Source organism: Salmonella sp. SAL04202 (assembly GCF_046550775.1).
GTDB lineage: Bacteria > Pseudomonadota > Gammaproteobacteria > Enterobacterales > Enterobacteriaceae > Salmonella > Salmonella enterica.
This window is the reverse complement of the sequence record NZ_JBGDXK010000001.1, coordinates 148,519-167,193: the sequence shown is the minus strand read 5'-3', so window position 1 is coordinate 167,193 and position 18,675 is coordinate 148,519. Positions and strand designations below refer to the sequence as shown.

The 18,675-nt window shown below is 55.1% G+C and carries 21 protein-coding genes and 1 pseudogene; 12 read left to right on the top strand and 10 right to left on the bottom strand.

The features are described from left to right. Positions 1 to 92: 92 nt before the first annotated feature. The 5 genes from phnR to phnV all read left to right on the top strand — a co-directional run bounded on the left by phnR (position 93) and on the right by phnV (position 4,800). Positions 93 to 812 carry a phosphonate utilization transcriptional regulator PhnR gene (gene phnR, locus ACLJQJ_RS00845; RefSeq protein WP_063808885.1) on the top strand — a complete coding sequence of 240 codons (720 nt, stop codon included), beginning with the start codon at positions 93 to 95 and terminating at the stop codon, positions 810 to 812. A gap of 196 nt (positions 813 to 1,008) precedes the next feature. Continuing rightward, positions 1,009 to 2,022, top strand: a complete 1,014-nt coding sequence (phnS, locus tag ACLJQJ_RS00840; RefSeq protein WP_063808886.1) for a 2-aminoethylphosphonate ABC transporter substrate-binding protein — start codon at positions 1,009 to 1,011, stop codon at positions 2,020 to 2,022. Between the two features lie 5 nt (positions 2,023 to 2,027). Then, positions 2,028 to 3,137 (top strand): 2-aminoethylphosphonate ABC transport system ATP-binding subunit PhnT, encoded by a 1,110-nt coding sequence (gene phnT / locus ACLJQJ_RS00835; protein ID WP_020437364.1) that lies wholly within the window; start codon positions 2,028 to 2,030, stop codon positions 3,135 to 3,137. A 2-nt stretch (positions 3,138 to 3,139) separates the two neighbouring features. Continuing rightward, positions 3,140 to 4,000, top strand: coding sequence for a 2-aminoethylphosphonate ABC transporter permease subunit (gene phnU / locus ACLJQJ_RS00830; protein WP_000052716.1), 861 nt, complete (start codon positions 3,140 to 3,142; stop codon positions 3,998 to 4,000). A gap of 2 nt (positions 4,001 to 4,002) precedes the next feature. After that, a complete protein-coding gene (gene phnV, locus ACLJQJ_RS00825) occupies positions 4,003 to 4,800 on the top strand; it encodes a 2-aminoethylphosphonate ABC transport system, membrane component PhnV (RefSeq protein WP_000909791.1) in 798 nt (265 codons plus the stop codon). A gap of 43 nt (positions 4,801 to 4,843) precedes the next feature. Here the strand turns inward: phnV and thiI are convergent, their stop codons facing one another. Continuing rightward, on the bottom strand, positions 4,844 to 6,292 hold the full coding sequence (gene thiI / locus ACLJQJ_RS00820; RefSeq protein ID WP_000668655.1) for a tRNA uracil 4-sulfurtransferase ThiI: 1,449 nt from the start codon (positions 6,290 to 6,292) through the stop codon (positions 4,844 to 4,846). Positions 6,293 to 6,501: 209 nt separating this feature from the next. Here thiI and xseB point away from each other — a divergent pair, with 209 nt between their 5' ends. The 5 genes and pseudogenes from xseB to ACLJQJ_RS00795 all read left to right on the top strand — a co-directional run. After that, the gene (gene xseB, locus ACLJQJ_RS00815) at positions 6,502 to 6,744 is read left to right on the top strand and encodes an exodeoxyribonuclease VII small subunit (RefSeq protein WP_001124944.1); all 243 of its coding nucleotides are present in this window, start codon (positions 6,502 to 6,504) and stop codon (positions 6,742 to 6,744) included. Continuing rightward, positions 6,745 to 7,644 carry a (2E,6E)-farnesyl diphosphate synthase gene (ispA, locus tag ACLJQJ_RS00810; RefSeq protein ID WP_000348074.1) on the top strand — a complete coding sequence of 300 codons (900 nt, stop codon included), beginning with the start codon at positions 6,745 to 6,747 and terminating at the stop codon, positions 7,642 to 7,644. It begins immediately after the preceding gene. A 23-nt stretch (positions 7,645 to 7,667) separates the two neighbouring features. Further along, the gene (gene dxs, locus ACLJQJ_RS00805; protein WP_000006777.1) at positions 7,668 to 9,530 is read left to right on the top strand and encodes a 1-deoxy-D-xylulose-5-phosphate synthase; all 1,863 of its coding nucleotides are present in this window, start codon (positions 7,668 to 7,670) and stop codon (positions 9,528 to 9,530) included. Between the two features lie 56 nt (positions 9,531 to 9,586). Beyond that, a complete protein-coding gene (locus tag ACLJQJ_RS00800; RefSeq protein ID WP_001199869.1) occupies positions 9,587 to 10,561 on the top strand; it encodes an aldo/keto reductase in 975 nt (324 codons plus the stop codon). A 7-nt stretch (positions 10,562 to 10,568) separates the two neighbouring features. Continuing rightward, positions 10,569 to 10,660, top strand: a pseudogene (locus ACLJQJ_RS00795) (hypothetical protein); the annotation flags it as partial. Between the two features lie 4 nt (positions 10,661 to 10,664). Here ACLJQJ_RS00795 and pgpA read toward each other — a convergent pair. From pgpA to nrdR, 6 genes are all read right to left on the bottom strand, one after another. Then, the gene (pgpA, locus tag ACLJQJ_RS00790; protein ID WP_000154063.1) at positions 10,665 to 11,180 is read right to left on the bottom strand and encodes a phosphatidylglycerophosphatase A; all 516 of its coding nucleotides are present in this window, start codon (positions 11,178 to 11,180) and stop codon (positions 10,665 to 10,667) included. Next, entirely contained in the window at positions 11,158 to 12,138 is a 981-nt protein-coding gene (thiL, locus tag ACLJQJ_RS00785) for a thiamine-phosphate kinase (RefSeq protein WP_000752133.1), read from the bottom strand. Before thiL ends, pgpA begins: the two co-directional genes overlap by 23 nt. An 81-nt stretch (positions 12,139 to 12,219) precedes the next feature. Continuing rightward, positions 12,220 to 12,639: a transcription antitermination factor NusB gene (nusB, locus tag ACLJQJ_RS00780; protein ID WP_000801129.1), complete on the bottom strand. Its 420-nt coding sequence runs from the start codon at positions 12,637 to 12,639 to the stop codon at positions 12,220 to 12,222. A gap of 20 nt (positions 12,640 to 12,659) precedes the next feature. After that, on the bottom strand, positions 12,660 to 13,130 hold the full coding sequence (ribE, locus tag ACLJQJ_RS00775) for a 6,7-dimethyl-8-ribityllumazine synthase (RefSeq protein ID WP_001021372.1): 471 nt from the start codon (positions 13,128 to 13,130) through the stop codon (positions 12,660 to 12,662). A gap of 88 nt (positions 13,131 to 13,218) precedes the next feature. Further along, entirely contained in the window at positions 13,219 to 14,322 is a 1,104-nt protein-coding gene (gene ribD / locus ACLJQJ_RS00770) for a bifunctional diaminohydroxyphosphoribosylaminopyrimidine deaminase/5-amino-6-(5-phosphoribosylamino)uracil reductase RibD (RefSeq protein ID WP_001150218.1), read from the bottom strand. A gap of 3 nt (positions 14,323 to 14,325) precedes the next feature. After that, entirely contained in the window at positions 14,326 to 14,775 is a 450-nt protein-coding gene (gene nrdR, locus ACLJQJ_RS00765; RefSeq protein WP_000543533.1) for a transcriptional regulator NrdR, read from the bottom strand. Positions 14,776 to 14,926: 151 nt separating this feature from the next. On the opposite strand from nrdR, the gene ACLJQJ_RS00760 reads away from it, so the two are divergent. Both ACLJQJ_RS00760 and ACLJQJ_RS00755 read left to right on the top strand, forming a co-directional pair. Continuing rightward, entirely contained in the window at positions 14,927 to 15,466 is a 540-nt protein-coding gene (locus tag ACLJQJ_RS00760; RefSeq protein WP_000198486.1) for a DUF3251 domain-containing protein, read from the top strand. 299 nt (positions 15,467 to 15,765) lie between these two features. Then, the gene (locus ACLJQJ_RS00755; protein ID WP_000752021.1) at positions 15,766 to 16,629 is read left to right on the top strand and encodes a nucleoside-specific channel-forming protein Tsx; all 864 of its coding nucleotides are present in this window, start codon (positions 15,766 to 15,768) and stop codon (positions 16,627 to 16,629) included. An 83-nt stretch (positions 16,630 to 16,712) separates the two neighbouring features. On the opposite strand, the gene ACLJQJ_RS00750 is transcribed toward ACLJQJ_RS00755, so the two are convergent. The 3 genes from ACLJQJ_RS00750 to secF form a co-directional block, all read right to left on the bottom strand. Continuing rightward, positions 16,713 to 16,820: a type I toxin-antitoxin system toxin Ldr family protein gene (locus ACLJQJ_RS00750; RefSeq protein ID WP_000176312.1), complete on the bottom strand. Its 108-nt coding sequence runs from the start codon at positions 16,818 to 16,820 to the stop codon at positions 16,713 to 16,715. 437 nt (positions 16,821 to 17,257) lie between these two features. After that, the gene (yajD, locus tag ACLJQJ_RS00745; protein ID WP_000974818.1) at positions 17,258 to 17,605 is read right to left on the bottom strand and encodes an HNH nuclease YajD; all 348 of its coding nucleotides are present in this window, start codon (positions 17,603 to 17,605) and stop codon (positions 17,258 to 17,260) included. A 94-nt stretch (positions 17,606 to 17,699) separates the two neighbouring features. Further along, the gene (gene secF / locus ACLJQJ_RS00740; protein WP_000046629.1) at positions 17,700 to 18,671 is read right to left on the bottom strand and encodes a protein translocase subunit SecF; all 972 of its coding nucleotides are present in this window, start codon (positions 18,669 to 18,671) and stop codon (positions 17,700 to 17,702) included. Between the last annotated feature and the right edge of the window lie 4 nt (positions 18,672 to 18,675).

Here is an 18,675-nt window from a genome sequence, read left to right as displayed (position 1 = left end):
TTGCCGCGACGGGTCAAAGAGAAAATCGCGCTGCAACAAAAAATTCATCTCTGCTTGTATAATGGCGGCAGGCAAAACGGAAGCGAGTAAGCATGAAATCTATCCCGGGCGATATGCCGCAGTACCTGTTGATCAAGGCGCAGCTTCAGGCGCGTATTCAGAGCGGTGCGTTGAAAAGCGGTGATAAACTGCCGTCTGAACGCGAACTGTGCGCGATCTTCAACACCACGCGCATTACTATTCGCGAAAGCCTGGCGCAGCTGGAGTCCAGTGGGCTTATCTGGCGCGCCGATCGTCGCGGTTGGTTCGTTACGCCGGAACGCCTGTGGCTGGATCCGACCCAGAATACCAACTTCCATAAGCTGTGCCGCGAGCAGGGGCGGGAGCCAAAAACCGCGCTACTGAGCGGCGTGTTAACCACCGTGCCTGTCGAGGTCATGGAGCCCCTCCAGCTCCAGCCGTTTGATCAAATCTATCTGCTGACCCGTCTGCGTTACGCCGATGGCCGCGCCGTGTGCTACTGCGAAAACCATTGTTTGCCCACCCGCGTGCCTGAGCTGCTGCAGTACGATCTCAACGGCAGCCTGACCGAGGTATACGAGTCGCACTACAACCTCGTCTATACCAGCATGCATCTGTCGTTCTACCCCACCGCCATGCCTGCGCAGGCCGCACAGGCGCTGGGAGTTATGGAAGGACGCCCGGCGCTGTTGCTGCGCCGTCTGAACTACGATCAACACGGGCGAGTGCTGGATCTGGATATCGAATACTGGCGTCACGACAGCCTGCGTATTGAGGTAGATACCCACTAGCGGGTGCGCGGATGTTGGCTGCGGGCCTTATCCGGCCTGTCAATCGTATCGTCTCACGGCTATCCGGATAAGCGCAGCATCATCCAGCGTGGACTGATTTATTTCTCTTTCATCGTTTTGTCATATAAGCCGTTTAGCGTAAAAAGCAAACCTGGTATAGGCCAGAAAATGCAACGTACGCTATGAGGCTATTACGATGAAACTTTCCCGACTTGCTCTGCTGTCTGTCTTCGCTCTCGCCAGCGCCCCGTCATGGGCGGAATCGGTGGTCACGGTGTACTCCATCGACGGGCTGCACGATGGCGATAACAGCTGGTACCAGGTGCAGTTTGACGCATTCACTAAAGCGACCGGCATTACCGTACGCTATGTTGAAGGCGGTGGTGGCGTGGTAGTGGAACGTCTGGCAAAAGAGCGCACGAATCCACAGGCCGACGTGCTGGTAACCGCGCCGCCATTCATTCAGCGCGCCGCCGCCGAAAAGCTGCTGGCGAACTTTAACACCGACGCCGCCTCGGCTATCCCCGATGCCAACAACCTTTATTCGCCGCTGGTAAAGAACTATCTGAGCTTTATCTACAACAGCAAGCTGCTGAAAACTGCCCCGGCGAGCTGGCAGGATCTGCTTGACGGTAAATTCAAAAATAAACTCCAGTATTCCACGCCAGGTCAGGCCGCTGACGGCACGGCGGTGATGCTGCAGGCTTTCCACAACTTCGGCAGTAAAGATGCCGGTTTTGCGTATCTCGGCAAGCTGCAGGCCAATAACGTCGGGCCATCTGCCTCTACCGGCAAGCTAACCGCGCTGGTTAATAAAGGTGAAATCTACGTCGCTAACGGCGACCTGCAAATGAACCTCGCGCAGATGGAACGTAACCCGAACGTGAAAATCTTCTGGCCGGCCAACGACAAAGGCGAGCGCAGCGCGCTGGCCATCCCTTATGTCATTGGCCTGGTCCAGGGGGCGCCGCAGAGTGAAAATGGTAAAAAGCTGATTAACTTCCTGCTGAGTAAAGAAGCGCAGACTCGCGTCAGCGAACTCTCCTGGGGAATGCCGGTACGCAGCGACGTGACGCCGAGCGACGAACATTACAAGGCCGCCACTGCCGCGTTAGAAGGCGTGCAGAGCTGGCAGCCAAATTGGGATGACGTAGCCGTTTCGCTGTCGGCAGATATTAGCCGTTGGCACAAAGTGACCGAAAGCGAGTAAGCCTGATGCTGATGAAAACGACCGCCGTTCACGCCCCTGCATCGCAGGGGACATCGGGGATAGTCCTCGACTCGCTGCGCGTTGCGTATCACGGCAACGTGGTGCTTAAACCGCTCTCTTTGACGATTGAACCTGGCGAAGTGCTGGCGCTGATTGGCCCATCAGGATCTGGAAAAACGACGGTGCTGCGTGCGGTTGCGGGCTTTGTGCAGCCTGCAGGCGGTCGTATCCTGATTGGCGATACGGACGTCACCCATCTGCCACCCTATAAACGCGGGTTGGCGATGGTGGTGCAGAACTACGCCTTGTTCCCGCATCTGAAAGTGGAAGACAACGTCGCTTTTGGCCTGCGTGCGCAGAAGCAGCCAAAGGCGCTAATTAATGAGCGTGTAACGCAGGCGCTGAAAACGGTTGGCATGAGTGATTACGCCGCCCGTTATCCGCATCAACTTTCCGGCGGCCAGCAGCAACGCGTGGCCATCGCCCGCGCGATTGCCGTGCGCCCGCGCGTGCTGTTGCTGGATGAACCACTGTCAGCGCTGGACGCACAGATTCGTCATAATATGGTGGAAGAAATCGCCCGTCTTCACCGTGAGCTGCCGGAACTCACTATTCTCTACGTCACCCACGATCAAACGGAAGCACTCACTCTGGCCGATAAAATCGGCATTATGAAGGATGGCTCGCTGATTGCTCACGGCGAAACCCGCGCGCTATATCAGCATCCGCCCAATCGTTTTGCCGCCGAATTCTTAGGTCGCGCCAATATTCTCTCCGCCATCGCGCTGGGGATAACGGAGGTTCCGGGGCTGGTGGACGTCAGCTGCGGCGGTGCGGTGATTCGCGCGTTCAGCCGGGGCAGCCACCACGGTTACAACAAACTGCTGTGCATTCGTCCTCAGCACCTCAGCCTGACGCCGCGTTCGGCCTACAGCAACCGCTTCAACGCCACACTGCAATCGGTGCACTGGCAGGGCGATTTAACCCATCTGCTGTGTGACGTTGCTGGCGAAACGGTGCGGATGGTGTTGACGCATGTCAATCCGCTGCCGCGCGTGGGCGACAAGCTGGCGCTGTGGTTCGAACCGGATGATGCGGTCCTGATTGAGGTATAACCATGTCACTCATTTTACCTCTGGAAAAACCGGCGCTTAACCTACGCCCGCTGCTGTGGCTGCTGCTCCCGTTGCTGGTGCTGGCGACGCTGTTTTTCTGGCCTCTGTCGCTCATCGTTGAACAGGCGCTACGCGGTGCCAATGGCGAGATCGGGCTCGAGACCTTCCGCCAGGTGGTCGACTCGAAACGCTTTGTCGGCGCGTTGCTGAACACGTTGCAAATCGCCTTTTTCGCCACCGCCGGTTGCCTGCTGCTGGGCAGCGTGATGTCGCTGATTCTGGTGTTTATTCCTTTCCCCGGCAGCGAGTTGATTGGTCGGGTCGTCGATACTTTTATTGCGCTGCCGACCTTCCTGATTACGCTGGCGTTCACCTTTATTTATGGGTCAGCGGGTCTGCTCAACGGTACGCTGATGAGCCTGTTTGCCTTTGAGCTACCGCCGGTGGATTTTCTCTACTCGATGCAGGGCGTCATTCTGGCGGAGATCACGGTGTTCACTCCGCTGGTGATGCGGCCACTGATGGCCGCGCTGCGGCAAATTGATAAAAGCCAGCTAGAGGCAGCCAGCATTCTGGGGGCGCACCCGTTACGGGTGATTGGGCAGGTGATTTTCCCGGCGGCGCTACCGGCGCTGATGGCTGGTGGCAGCCTGTGCCTGCTGTTGACCACTAACGAGTTTGGCATCGTACTGTTTATTGGCGCGAAAGGGGTTAACACCCTGCCGATGATGGTTTACAGCAAAGCGATTCTGGAGTCCGACTATACGGTCGCCTGCATGATTGCGTTGATTAACATTGTCTTGTCGCTGGGGCTGTTCTCCCTCTATCGCCTGGCGGCATCACGTACCGGCGTAAGGAGCTAACCATGCTAATTTGGTCACCTAAAGGACGCGCAGCGGCGGGCGTTGTGGCTAGCGTACTGTTTATCGTGTTCTTTTTCCTGCCGTTGGCGGTGATTCTGATGTCCAGCCTTAGCCAGCAGTGGAACGGTATTCTGCCGAGTGGCTTCACGCTGAACCACTTTGTTAACGCTCTGCACGGTGCGGCATGGGATGCCCTACTTGCCAGCCTCACGATTGGCTTTTGCGCCAGCCTGTTTGCGCTGCTTTGCGGCGTTTGGGCGGCGCTGGCGCTGCGTCAATATGGGGTGAAAACGCAGAAATGGTTAAGTATGGTGTTCTATCTGCCGAGTGCGATTCCGTCAGTATCCGTGGGCCTGGGCATTCTGGTTGCTTTCAGCCAGGGGCCATTGCAAATGAACGGCACCCTATGGATTGTGCTGACAGCGCACTTTGTGCTGATTTCCGCCTTTACCTTCAGTAACGTGTCGACCGGACTGGCGCGAATTTCCGCCGATATTGAAAACGTCGCGTCGAGTCTGGGGGCATCGCCCTGGTATCGTCTGCGTCACGTGACGTTGCCGTTATTGATGCCGTGGATGATGTCAGCGCTGGCGCTGAGTTTATCGCTCTCCATGGGGGAGTTGGGCGCGACGATGATGATTTATCCGCCGGGCTGGACGACGCTGCCGGTGGCTATCTTTAGCCTGACCGACCGTGGAAATATCGCCGACGGCGCGGCGCTGACCATTGTGCTGGTGGCCATTACGCTGCTGCTGATGATGAAGCTGGAGCGCATTGCAAAACGGTTGGGGCAGAAATAAAACGATAGGCCGGGTAGGACATAGCCGCCACCCGGCAAAGGAATTACGGGCGATACACCTTCACATTGGCAAACCCCTGCTCGCGTAGATAGAGCGCCTGCAGGCGACTCATTACGCCGCGTTCGCACCATAGCAGCCAGGTTTTGCTCTGATCGAGGTCGCCAAATTTAGTGCTCAGCTTGTAGAAAGGCAGCGAAACGACGTCGACGCCCTCCACTTTCAGCGGCTTGTCATCCTGCTCATCGACAGAACGGATATCCAGAATCACATCGTTGGCGCCAAAACCGCTCACGGTTTCTACTTCCACCACCTCCTGCTGGGTCTGCTGGGCGATTTCACGAATATCGACGTTGCTCGCTTCTTCTACCACCTTATCGAGAATACTGAAGTCGAAATTTTCTTCTTCGGCTTCAATTTTCGCTTTAATGGCTTTCACCGTCGGACTTTTTGAAATCACGCCACAGTATTCCGGCATCGTACGGGCAAAATCTTCCGTACCAATCTGGCGCGCCAGGTTGATAATGTGCTCTTTATCGTAAGAGATCAGCGGGCGCAAGATCAGCGTGTCAGACACGTTATCGATCAAGCGCAAATTGGTTAGCGTCTGGCTGGACACCTGGCCCAGCGCTTCGCCGGTCACCAGCGCCTGTACGCCGTAACGTTCCGCCACTTTCGACGCCGCGCGTACCATCATACGTTTGAGCACCACGCCCATCTGGCCGTCGTCAACTTTCTCCAGAATCTCGCCGACCACTGGTTCGAAGTTAATCGCCACAAAACGCACGCGATGGGAGCTGCCAAAGCGGTTCCACAGGTAATGCGCCACCTGGCGAACGCCGATTTCATGCGCCGCGCCGCCAAGGTTAAAGAAGCAGTAGTGTACGCGACAGCCGCGACGCATCAGCATATAGCTGGAGACGCCGGAGTCAAAACCGCCGGAGATCAGCGACAGCACATCTTCCTGGGTGCCAATCGGGAAACCGCCAATACCTTCATAACGCCCTTTGATCAGCAGCAGGCGATCATCTTCCACTTCCAGATGCACCGTCACATCCGGGTTAGTGAGCTTCACGCGCGCCGATTCAATATGCTGATTTAATCCGCCGCCGACATAGCGCTCCACCTCAATGGAACTAAACTCATGCTTACCGCGACGTTTTACGCGCACGCAGAAGGTTTTACCTTCAAGCTGCTCGCGATACTGCGCCAACGCTTTCTCGAAAATGTCGTGCATATCGGTGAACGGCACATCTTCGACTTCAAGAATATGGTGAATCCCCGGAATGCGGGTCAGCGCGTCGCGAATCGCCAGACGCTGGTTTTCATCTTTGGCGCGAACTTCAATGTTATCCCAGTGACGGACAACCGCGAGGGTCTCATCGTAGTGCTTTAAAACGTTACGGATGTTCCCGGTTAAAATTTTTATAAAGCGCAAACGCACAGATTGGCTTTTGATAGTGATTTCCGGGAACAATTTAATGATAAACTTCATGGCGGCAATGGTTCTTTAGCAAGCTATCTAAGGCTTGTCGTGGAGAAATAGTACAGCAGCCCATACCTACGGCTGCATCCAGGCGCGGAAGTATATCACTATCACGGACATCTTGCGCATTTCCCCTTACCATTGCGCGTTATTTGCTTATCAGTGTGAGTCCGTTACCATAGACTTGTGCTGCCATTACAGAGAGTCAAACAGTCATCATGCCGAAGAAAAATGAGGCGCCCGCCAGCTTTGAAACTGCGCTGAGCGAGCTGGAACATATTGTTACCCGCCTGGAAAGCGGCGATTTGCCGCTGGAAGACGCGCTGAATGAATTCGAGCGCGGCGTACAACTGGCGCGTCAGGGGCAGGCAAAACTGCAGCAGGCGGAACAGCGCGTGCAAATTTTGCTGTCTGATAATGAAGAGGCTTCACCTGAGCCTTTTATCGCGGATAATGAGTAAATGGACTTTACGCAGCAGCTACAGGCTTGCGTAACGCAAGCGAATCAGGCGCTGAGCCGTTTTATCGCGCCACTGCCCTTTCAGAACACTCCCGTGGTCGAAGCCATGCAGTATGGCGCATTATTAGGCGGTAAACGCCTGCGGCCATTTCTGGTTTACGCCACCGGTCAAATGTTTGGCGTCAGTACGGCAACGCTGGATGCGCCAGCTGCGGCGGTCGAATGCATTCATGCCTATTCGCTGATCCATGACGACCTGCCAGCAATGGACGATGACGATTTGCGTCGCGGCCTGCCGACTTGCCATATTAAATTTGGCGAAGCCAACGCAATCCTGGCGGGAGACGCGTTGCAGACGCTGGCGTTTGCCATTATCAGCGACGCGCCGATGCCGGAAGTCGCCGATCGCGATCGTATCGCGATGATCGCCGAACTGGCGAACGCCAGCGGTATCGCCGGTATGTGCGGCGGTCAGGCATTGGATCTGGCGGCAGAAGGCCAGCGGATCACTCTGGACGCGCTGGAACGCATTCATCGCCATAAGACCGGCGCGCTCATTCGCGCCGCCGTTAGACTTGGCGCATTGAGCGCGGGCGATAAAGGACGGAATACTCTGCCGATACTTGACCGCTATGCAGAGAGTATCGGCCTTGCCTTCCAGGTTCAGGATGACATTCTGGATGTGGTGGGCGATACTGCAACGTTAGGTAAACGTCAGGGCGCAGACCAGCAGCTTGGCAAAAGTACCTACCCTGCACTTCTGGGTCTTGAGCAAGCCCGGAATAAAGCCCGGGACCTGATAGAGGACGCCCGTCAGTCGTTACATCAGCTGGCCGCGCAATCACTGGACACCTCGGCACTGGAAGCGCTAGCGAACTACATAATCCAGCGTGATAAATAAACCCCATATCCAATGAGCTTGCGATGAGTTTTGATATAGCCAAATACCCTACCCTGGCATTGGTCGACTCCACCCAGGAGTTACGACTGTTACCGAAAGAGAGTCTGCCGAAACTCTGCGACGAGCTACGCCGCTACTTACTCGACAGCGTAAGCCGTTCCAGCGGGCATTTCGCTTCCGGGCTGGGCACGGTAGAACTTACCGTGGCGCTGCATTATGTCTACAACACCCCGTTTGACCAGCTAATCTGGGATGTTGGACACCAGGCTTATCCACATAAAATCCTTACCGGTCGTCGCGACAAAATCGGCACCATTCGCCAGAAAGGCGGTCTGCATCCGTTCCCGTGGCGCGGAGAAAGCGAATACGATGTGCTGAGCGTTGGGCATTCCTCCACCTCCATCAGCGCCGGTATCGGTATTGCCGTAGCGGCGGAGAAAGAAGGCAAAGATCGCCGCACCGTCTGTGTGATTGGCGACGGCGCCATCACCGCCGGTATGGCGTTTGAAGCAATGAATCACGCAGGCGATATCCGGCCCGACATGCTGGTCATTCTGAACGACAATGAAATGTCGATTTCGGAAAACGTCGGCGCGCTCAACAACCATCTGGCGCAGCTACTTTCCGGTAAGCTTTACTCTTCTCTGCGCGAAGGCGGAAAAAAGGTCTTCTCCGGCGTACCGCCAATTAAAGAACTGCTCAAGCGTACCGAAGAACATATTAAAGGCATGGTTGTGCCGGGCACACTGTTCGAAGAGCTGGGCTTTAACTACATCGGGCCGGTCGATGGTCACGATGTCATGGGGCTTATCAGCACATTGAAGAACATGCGCGACCTGAAAGGGCCGCAGTTCCTGCATATCATGACCAAGAAAGGCCGCGGCTATGAGCCCGCGGAAAAAGATCCGATCACTTTCCATGCGGTGCCTAAATTTGATCCTTCCAGCGGATGTTTGCCGAAAAGCAGCGGCGGTCTGCCCGGTTATTCAAAAATCTTCGGTGACTGGCTGTGTGAAACCGCCGCCAAAGACAGCAAGCTGATGGCGATCACCCCGGCAATGCGCGAAGGTTCCGGCATGGTGGAATTTTCACGTAAATTCCCGGATCGCTATTTTGACGTCGCCATCGCCGAGCAGCATGCCGTCACCTTCGCCGCAGGTCTGGCGATTGGCGGCTATAAGCCCGTCGTGGCGATCTACTCTACTTTCCTGCAACGCGCCTACGATCAGGTCATCCATGACGTCGCTATCCAGAAACTGCCGGTCATGTTCGCCATCGATCGCGCCGGTATCGTTGGCGCGGATGGACAAACGCACCAGGGCGCGTTCGATCTCTCTTATCTGCGCTGCATCCCGGATATGGTGATCATGACGCCAAGCGACGAAAACGAATGTCGCCAGATGTTATTTACCGGGTATCACTATAACGACGGCCCGACGGCAGTACGTTATCCACGCGGTAATGCGCAGGGCGTGGCGCTAACCCCGCTGGAAAAACTACCTATTGGTAAAGGCCTTGTGAAGCGTCATGGCGAAAAACTGGCGATTCTGAACTTTGGCACCTTAATGCCTGAGGCGGCGAAAGTCGCCGAAGCGCTGAACGCCACGCTGGTCGACATGCGCTTTGTTAAGCCGCTGGACGACACGTTAATTCTGGAGATGGCCGCGCAGCATGACGCGCTGGTGACGCTGGAAGAAAACGCCATTATGGGCGGCGCTGGCAGCGGCGTAAACGAAGTGCTAATGGCCCATCGTAAACCTGTACCTGTGCTGAATATCGGTCTTCCGGATTTCTTTATCCCGCAAGGAACGCAGGAAGAAGCCCGCGCTGAACTGGGGCTTGACGCCGCAGGCATTGAAGCCAAAATCAAGGCCTGGCTGGCATAATCCCCTCTTTGCTCCTGCTATGCTTGAAGAGTGACGGGTATAACAGGAGCGGAGTCATGCAATACAACACGTTAGGAAATACAGATCTTCGGGTGTCCCGCCTTTGTCTGGGCTGCATGACATTCGGCGAGCCGAGTCGCGGCAATCACGCCTGGACGCTTCCCGAAGAGAGCAGCCGTCCCATCATCAAGCGCGCCCTGGAGGGCGGCATTAACTTTTTTGATACCGCCAACAGCTACTCCGACGGCAGCAGCGAAGAGATTGTCGGTCGCGCGCTGCGTGATTTCGCCCGGCGCGACGAGGTGGTGGTAGCGACGAAAGTCTTCCATCGCGTCGGCGATCTGCCGGAAGGATTGTCCCGCGCGCAAATCCTGCGCTCTATTGACGATAGCCTCACCCGTCTGGGAATGGAGTATGTCGATATCCTGCAAATCCACCGCTGGGATTACACCACACCGATAGAAGAAACTCTGGAAGCGCTAAACGACGTGGTGAAGGCGGGTAAAGCCCGCTATATCGGCGCTTCCTCAATGCACGCCTCACAATTTGCCCAGGCGCTGGCGCTACAAAAACAACACGGCTGGGCGCCGTTTGTCACCATGCAGGATCACTATAACCTGATCTACCGCGAGGAAGAGCGTGAGATGCTACCGCTGTGCTGGCAGGAAGGCGTCGCCGTGATTCCGTGGAGCCCGCTGGCGCGCGGGCGCTTAACTCGCCCCTGGGGAGAAACCACGGCCCGGCTGGTCTCGGATGACGTGGGCAAAAATTTATACGCTGAAAGCGATAAAAATGATGCGCAAATAGCGGAACGGCTGGCTGGCGTCAGCGAGGCGCTTGGCGCAACGCGAGCGCAGGTCGCGCTGGCCTGGCTACTCAGTAAACGAGGCGTCGCCGCGCCGATTATCGGCGCTTCGCGTGAAGAGCAGTTAGATGAGTTGCTGAATGCCGTTGATTTAACGCTCAAACCGGAGCAGATTGCCGAACTCGAAACACCGTACAAACAACATCCGGTGGTGGGATTTAAATAATCTGCCATTGCCCGATGGCGCGGCGCTTATCGGGCCTGCGAAATCGACATATTGTTCGGGGATAGGCCGGATAAGGCGTTTACGCCGCCATCCGGCAAACCCTTTAAATAATACCGAGCGGCCAGTGATGACCGATAAAATACAGTATGCCGGCGGATATCACCCCGGCGACGATATCATCGATCATAATCCCCATGCCGCCGTGCACGTTGCGATCAAACCAACGGATCGGCCAGGGTTTCCACATATCCAGAATGCGGAAAATAACGAACCCGGCAGCCACCCACTGCCAGTCCGTCGTCGGCAACGCCATTAGCGTTATCCACATACCGATAAATTCATCCCAGACAATACTGCCGTGGTCGTGTACGCCCATATCTTTCGCCGTCTGATGGCAAAGATAAACGCCAATGCAGATCCCAAACATCACGACCAGCGAATAAAGCTGCCACGGCAGAAACGTCATCAAATACCAGAAGGGGATCGCCGCCAGCGAGCCCATCGTGCCCGGCACCACGGGGCTCAGCCCGCTGCCAAAGCCGGTAGCGAGCAGATGCCACGGATTGCGCAAATTCAGGCGGCTTTTCGCAACATCTTTATGGCGTGGCAAAATGGTCATATCCTTTCCAGTCAAAAGTGACAGGTTCTCCGTCACGCACAAAGGCGATCCCTTCGATATCCGCCGTCATTTGCCCGATACAGGTAAACGGCACGCCCAGATGACCAAGCGCGACATCCAGCGCGCCACGGTTCAGCTCCGGGACGGTAAAGCACAGTTCATAATCTTCGCCGCCGGATAACATCCAGCGAAGCTTTTGTTCGGGATCATTGGCATGTCCCCACAGTTCTTCGGAGTCAGGCAGCGCCTCCAAATCGATTCGCGCGCCGCAGTTGCTGGCTTGAAGAATGTGACCAAGATCGGAGATCAAACCGTCGGAAAGATCGATCGCTGAACTGGCGAGATCGCGTAGCGCCTGCCCTTGTAAAATACGCGGCGTCGGGCGCAGATGGCGTTTGACCAGATAGTCGGCATCTCCCCAGCTTCCCACGCGAAAATCACCCCGTAGAATCGCCAGCCCGGCAGCGCTATCGCCCAACGTGCCAGTAACATAAATCCAGTCGCCCGGTTTTGCGCCAGAACGTTTCAGCGCCCGACCGGCTGGCACAAGGCCATGAATACCGAGCGTCATCGACAGCGGGCCGCGCGTGGTATCGCCGCCAATGAGCTGCATGTCGTAGTAATCCAGTTGTTCAAACAGGCTGTCGCTGAACGCGGCAAGCCACGCCTCATCGACGTCAGGAAGCGTGAGCGCCAGCGTTAACCATGCCGGATCGGCGCCCATCGCCGCCAGATCGCTTAAATTCACCGCCAGCGCTTTATACGCCAGATCGGCAGGATCGATATCGGGTAAGAAATGGATGCCCGCCACCAGCGTATCGGTACTGATCGCCAGGGTCTGCTTTTCAGGAATATTCAGGAGCGCGCAATCGTCGCCAATACCGGTTTCAACATCAAGACGAGAGCTTCTTACACGGTCAAAATAACGGGCAATCAGGGAAAACTCGCCACATGCCATACGTTATGCCTCAGCAGAAAAAAAGAAAAGGCCGGAGACGGCGGGTATCATCCATCGCCCGCTATCTTTCCGGCCTGTGAATCACTTTTTGTTGGGACGAATCACCGGAGCTGCTTTATCCAGTACGCCGTTGACGAATTTGTGGCTGTCTTCAGCGCCAAAGGTTTTCGCCAGTTCAATCGCTTCGTTGATGGCCACTTTATAAGGCACATCGCTGCGTTTTGACAGCTCAAACAACGCAATACGCAGCACGGCTTTTTCAACCTGTCCCAGCTCTTCAAGCAGGCGGGACAGATACGGTTTCATTAAACCATCCAGGTACGCGCTGTTAGTCGCCACCCCGGACAGCAGTTCACGGAAATAGAGAACGTCGACGTCTTTTACGTCCTGTTCCGCCAGGAACTGGTATTCAACATCAGCGATGTCGTTCTGGGACAACTGCCAGGAGTAAAGCGCCTGGACGGCACACTCACGGGCGCGGCGACGAGCAGCAGGTTTCACGGAATTCCCCTTACAAAAAATCAGGCCTTAATGGCTTTCAATACATTAATCATTTCAAGCGCGGTCAGCGCAGCTTCTGCGCCTTTATTACCGGCTTTTGTACCAGCACGTTCGATGGCTTGTTCAATACTCTCGGTGGTCAGAACACCAAAGGCTACCGGCACGCCGCTGTCCTGGGCAACGCTTGCCAGGCCATTGCTGGCGCCGCCTGCCACATATTCAAAGTGCGCAGTCCCCCCGCGAATCACGGTTCCCAGCGCAACCACGGCGTCATATTTACCGCTTTTCGCCAGCGCTTCGGTCGCCAGCGGCAGTTCATAGGCGCCAGGCACCCACACTACGGTAATATTATCATCTTTTACCTGACCAATACGCGTCAGGGCATCAACCGCGCCATCCAGCAGGCTGTCGTTGATAAACTGATTGAAACGCGCAATAGTGATGGCGACACGAGCGTCAGGGGCTGCAACGTTAGCTTTAATAATGTTCATATTCTCTCTTCCAGGGTTCATTTGGCCCCGCAGGGGGGCGGATTTTATCATAATAATTTGAGCGCTGCTCCCCTTTCGACGGGAGAACTCATGCGCTCACCATATGCAGGCAAACATCCGGGCCGACATGGCGTATTTCGCTGAAGGTAAATTGCGGCGCGTCGGCGAGCTTCTCAAGCCCCGGCAATTCGCATAATCCCCGCGCCTGGGTTCCCAACAATTTAGGCGCGACATAGACAATCAGTTCATCCACCAGCCCGGCTTGCAGCAACGCGCCCGCCAGTCCCGGTCCGGCTTCAACCCATATGCTATTAATCTGCTGCCTGCCTAACTGCATCATCAGCACAACCAGATCCAAATGTCCGTTGTGCGCCGGCACGCTGATAGTACGAACCGAATCGGGCCACGCGCGGCTATCTTCCTGGGTACGCGCAATCCACGTTTCGCCAGGCTGCTGCACAATACGATGCGCAGGCGTTACCCGGTTTTGGCTGTCGATAACAATTCGCACCGGCTGGCGCAGATTTTCCTGCGGGTAAGACGCCTGCGTAGAGGCATCTAACTCCGCCCAACGCACCGTCAAGGCCGGATCGTCAGCCAATACCGTCGCGCTACTGGTTAAGATAGCGTGACTTTGCGCACGCAAGCGCTGAACGTCGCGCCGGGCCTGCGGCGAGGTGATCCACTGGCTTTCGCCGCTGGCCATCGCCGTCCGTCCGTCGACGGAGGCGCCCAGTTTAAGCTGAAGATAAGGGAATCCGGTACGCATCCGCTTGAGGAAGCCTTTATTGAGCGCCTCCGCTTCACTCATCATTAACCCGTGGCTGACCGCAATACCCGCCTGTTGCAGGCGATACAGCCCGCGCCCGGCGACCTGTGGGTTCGGGTCCTGCATCGCGGCGACCACGCGCGCGACGCCGGCCGCAATCAGCGCATCGCAACATGGCGGCGTTCGCCCATGATGGCTACAGGGTTCAAGCGTGACATAGGCGGTTGCGCCTTTGGCTTTTGCGCCCGCCATCCGCAGCGCATGGACCTCGGCGTGCGGCTCTCCGGCACGATGGTGATAACCTTCGCCGACGATGTCGCCATTGTTAACAATGACACAGCCGACATTAGGGTTCGGGTGAGTGGTGAAACGTCCACGCTGCGCCAGTTTTAGCGCCCGCGCCATGTAAAACTCATCCTGCATGGCTTAGTCCTGTAGGCGAGCGATTTCTTCGCCAAAGTCTTTGATATCTTCGAAACTGCGATAGACGGAGGCAAAGCGAATATACGCGACTTTATCGAGTTTTTTCAGCTGCTCCATGACCAGGTTGCCAATCATCTTGCTGGGAACTTCACGCTCCCCAGTGGCACGTAATTGTGACTTAATATGGTTCAATGCCATTTCAACATCATCTGCGCTGACGGGTCTTTTTTCCAGCGCTCTCAACATGCCGCTACGCAGCTTATCCTCATTAAAGGGTTCGCGCACATCGTTGCTTTTTATCACGCGCGGCATGACCAGTTCAGCCACTTCAAAGGTCGTAAAGCGTTCATTACACACCAGGCACTGCCGACGGCGGCGCACGGACGAGCCCTCGCCTACAAGACGAGAGTCAATGACTTTGGTATCTACGGCGAAACAAAATGGGCAATGCATACGGCGTCCTGACCAGATGATTTAGGAAATGCTATTTTACCCTGAACTGGCGCGACAACAAAGGCGGAGCGCTTTTGAGATAAAGGATCGGTGCCTTTGTGCGTATAGCGCACTACCATTACGCTATCGAACCATGAAGGAAATGATCGACATGACAAGACGTTACCTAAGAATTCTCCTGGTGGGAAGTCTCTTGAGCCTGACCGCCTGCGCGCCGCAGAGCGAAGTTCGCCAGATGCATCAAAGCATTAGCACCCTGAATAAAGAGATGACCCAACTGAATCAGGAAACGGTAAAAATTACCCAACAAAATAAGCTGAATGCGGAGTCAACCCGCGGCGTCTATTTGTTGCCTGGCGCCAATACGCCTGCCCGGCTGGAGAGTCAGATCGGTACGCTACGTATGACATTGCTGGAGATTACGCCTGTCGCAGACGGCGCTCACGCAACGTTACGCATTCAGGGCGAGTCCCGCGATCCGCTGCCGGCATTCAGCGCTACCGTAGAGTACGGGCAAATTCAGGGCACTACGGAGAACTATCAGGAGGTGAATGCACAGAGCCTTCTGGTAAATGCCCCTGCCAGTTTGCTGGCGCCCAGTGATGTCAATATTTCGTTACCGTTGAAGGGGATCACACCGGCGCAGTTAGGCTTCATTCGCATCCATGATATTCAGCCTGTTAATCAATAAACGTTCTGGCGGAGCGTTTTGTGCGTTCCGCAACATCCCCCGCGCGACTTTTGTTGCCCTACTGACATTTCCGTCATTTATGGCATGAATTGGTAATATTCATGAAAGATAGTACTGTCGCCGCGTCTAAAATGCGCAAACGTGAACGCAATCGATTACGTAAATGATAGATATGTGAAACAAGACATATTTTTGTGAGCAATGATTTTTATAATAGGCTCCGCAGAAACACGAAATATTTAGAAACGCAAATTGCGTTCTTTTCACTCCCGTAAGGGATTTCAAACAGTGGCATACATATGAAAAAAACTTTACTCGCAGTCAGCGCAGCGCTGGCGCTCACCTCATCTTTTACTGCTAACGCAGCAGAAAATGATCAGCCGCAGTATTTGTCCGACTGGTGGCACCAGAGCGTAAACGTGGTAGGCAGCTACCATACCCGTTTCTCGCCGAAATTGAACAACGACGTCTATCTGGAATATGAAGCATTTGCCAAAAAAGACTGGTTTGATTTCTACGGCTATATCGATATTCCCAAAACCTTTGATTGGGGTAACGGCAACGATAAAGGTATCTGGTCCGACGGTTCTCCGCTGTTCATGGAAATCGAACCGCGTTTCTCAATTGATAAGCTGACCGGCGCAGACCTGAGCTTCGGCCCGTTTAAAGAGTGGTATTTCGCCAACAACTACATCTACGATATGGGCGATAACAAAGCCAGCCGCCAGAGCACGTGGTATATGGGTCTGGGGACCGATATCGACACCGGCCTGCCGATGGGCCTGTCGCTGAACGTGTATGCGAAATATCAGTGGCAAAACTACGGCGCGTCCAATGAAAACGAATGGGACGGCTACCGTTTCAAAGTGAAATACTTCGTCCCCATCACCGATCTGTGGGGCGGTAAACTGAGCTATATCGGCTTTACCAACTTTGACTGGGGATCTGATTTAGGCGACGATCCGAACCGTACCAGCAACTCCATCGCTTCCAGCCATATCCTGGCGCTGAACTACGATCACTGGCACTACTCGGTCGTTGCGCGTTACTTCCATAACGGCGGACAGTGGCAGAATGGCGCAAAACTGAACTGGGGCGACGGCGATTTCAGCGCGAAATCTACCGGCTGGGGCGGCTACCTGGTCGTGGGTTACAACTTCTAAACCTGCAAAAAAGGCCAGAGGTCGTCCTCTGGCCCGTTTCGGGCGCATGCTGCCATGCGGCGGCGAGTCGCGCCCACTTCACATTACTTCCGGCGATGCCACCAGCCTAAAAACAGACCTGTCGCAATCCCGACCAGCGTTGGTGCCGCCAGATCGTGCCAGATAGTAATGCTCAACTCTGTGAGCGTCATATTGCCGCCTTTGTTGCAATGGCAACGGTTCGCGGCTATCCTCAACTTGTCTAGGGTCAAGTTAGCCCCCGTAATGTTGCCGGTGAATACCGAACAATGTGCGGGGGTTTTCTCTTTCCAGCGACAAGGCCACCGGGGATCAAGCCCCCGCAACATTGCGCCTCACCGGGTTGCCCCGGCTTACCGCTGATTCTACTCTGCTCGCCAGTATCGGCAGGACTTAAAAACAAAAAAATCCCAACCTTGCGATCGGGATTCCAGTGACAATGTATGCGTTACAGGACGTTTGGGGCTGGCGACAAACTCCGGGGCTGAAAAAATGTCGGATTGCATCCGATCTACGAAAACCAATAGTTCATTTATATTGCGGATTCCGTTGGGTGGAGCGAAGCGTAACCTAACATTCAACAGCACCAACAACTTTGTCAGCAGCCTGCTTATTTCTTTTTGTTCATCATCGCTTTCAGATCGGCAAACGGGTTATAAGTCGCCTCGCCGACATCTTTTTGCGCATCTTCCCCGGCAATGACCGTCGAACCGTACTGATCGGCTTCGGTATATTTGGAATGCTCGTGATCGTGGCAGTAGAGGCACAATAGCTCCCAGTTGCTGCCGTCTTCCGGATTATTGGTGTGGTCATGATCGATATGATGCACCGTCAGCTCACGCAGATTTGAATACACAAACTCACGGGAACAACGTCCGCATACCCACGGAAACAGCTTCAGCGCTTTTTCACGATAGCCGCTTTCCAGGCGCGCGTAGTTTTTTGGGATGATAGCCATGATAGTTCCTCATGCAATCGAGTTTATTCTGGATAATAAAAAGCCGCAGCACCCTGCGATGTTGCGGCTTTTTTCAGTCATGTTTAACGCCAGCTTACGGCAGAATGGACGGCTGATCCGCCCCTTCTTTTTCGACTTTCTGCTGCAGCATATGCTCGCGCTTCATACCGAGTTTCAGCGCCAGCGCCGATGCGACATAGATAGAAGATGCCGTACCAATAGAGACACCGATCAGCATCGTCAGCGAGAAGCCTTCCAGTACCGGACCGCCGAAGAGGTACAGCATCAAAATTACCACTAACGTCGTACCGGAGGTAATCAACGTACGGTGTAGCGTCTGGGTCAGCGACACGTTAAAGATTTCGTAAGGCGTCCCGCGACGGATTTTGCGGAAGTTTTCACGAATACGGTCGGAGACCACGATACTGTCGTTCAGCGAGTAACCGATCACCGACATCAACGATGCCACAATGGTCAGGTCAATCTCGATATGGAAAAGCGACAGTATCCCCAGCGTAATGATCACGTCGTGCGCCAGCGCGATGACCACCCCTGCCGCCAGTCGCCACTCAAAGCGGAAACCGACATAAACGAGGATAGAGATCAACGCCACCAGCAGCGCCATAGCGCCGGTTTGCGCCAGATCGGCGCCCACGCTTGGCCCCACGAATTCAATACGCTTCACGGCCGCGTTCTGGTTGGTGGCTTCATTAATGATCGTCACCACTTTGCTACCCAGTACCTGACCGCCGGTTTCACCTTCGGTTGGCGGCATACGCACCATAATGTCGTGACTGCTGCCAAAGTTCTGCAACTGCGGCTCTTCATAGCCCGCTTTTTGCAGCGCTTCGCGCATCACGTCCATTTCAGCCGGTTTTTCCAGCGTGATTTCAATTACCGTACCACCGGTGAAATCCAGCCCCCAGTTAAACCCGCGTACGCCCATAATGACAATGGCCGCGATCAGCAACAGCCCGGAGATGCCGAATGCCCAGAAGTCCCAGCGCATAAAGTCATAGACTTTACGGCCGTGGTTTAGTTGTTCAACAGTGTATTCCTGTGCCACATCG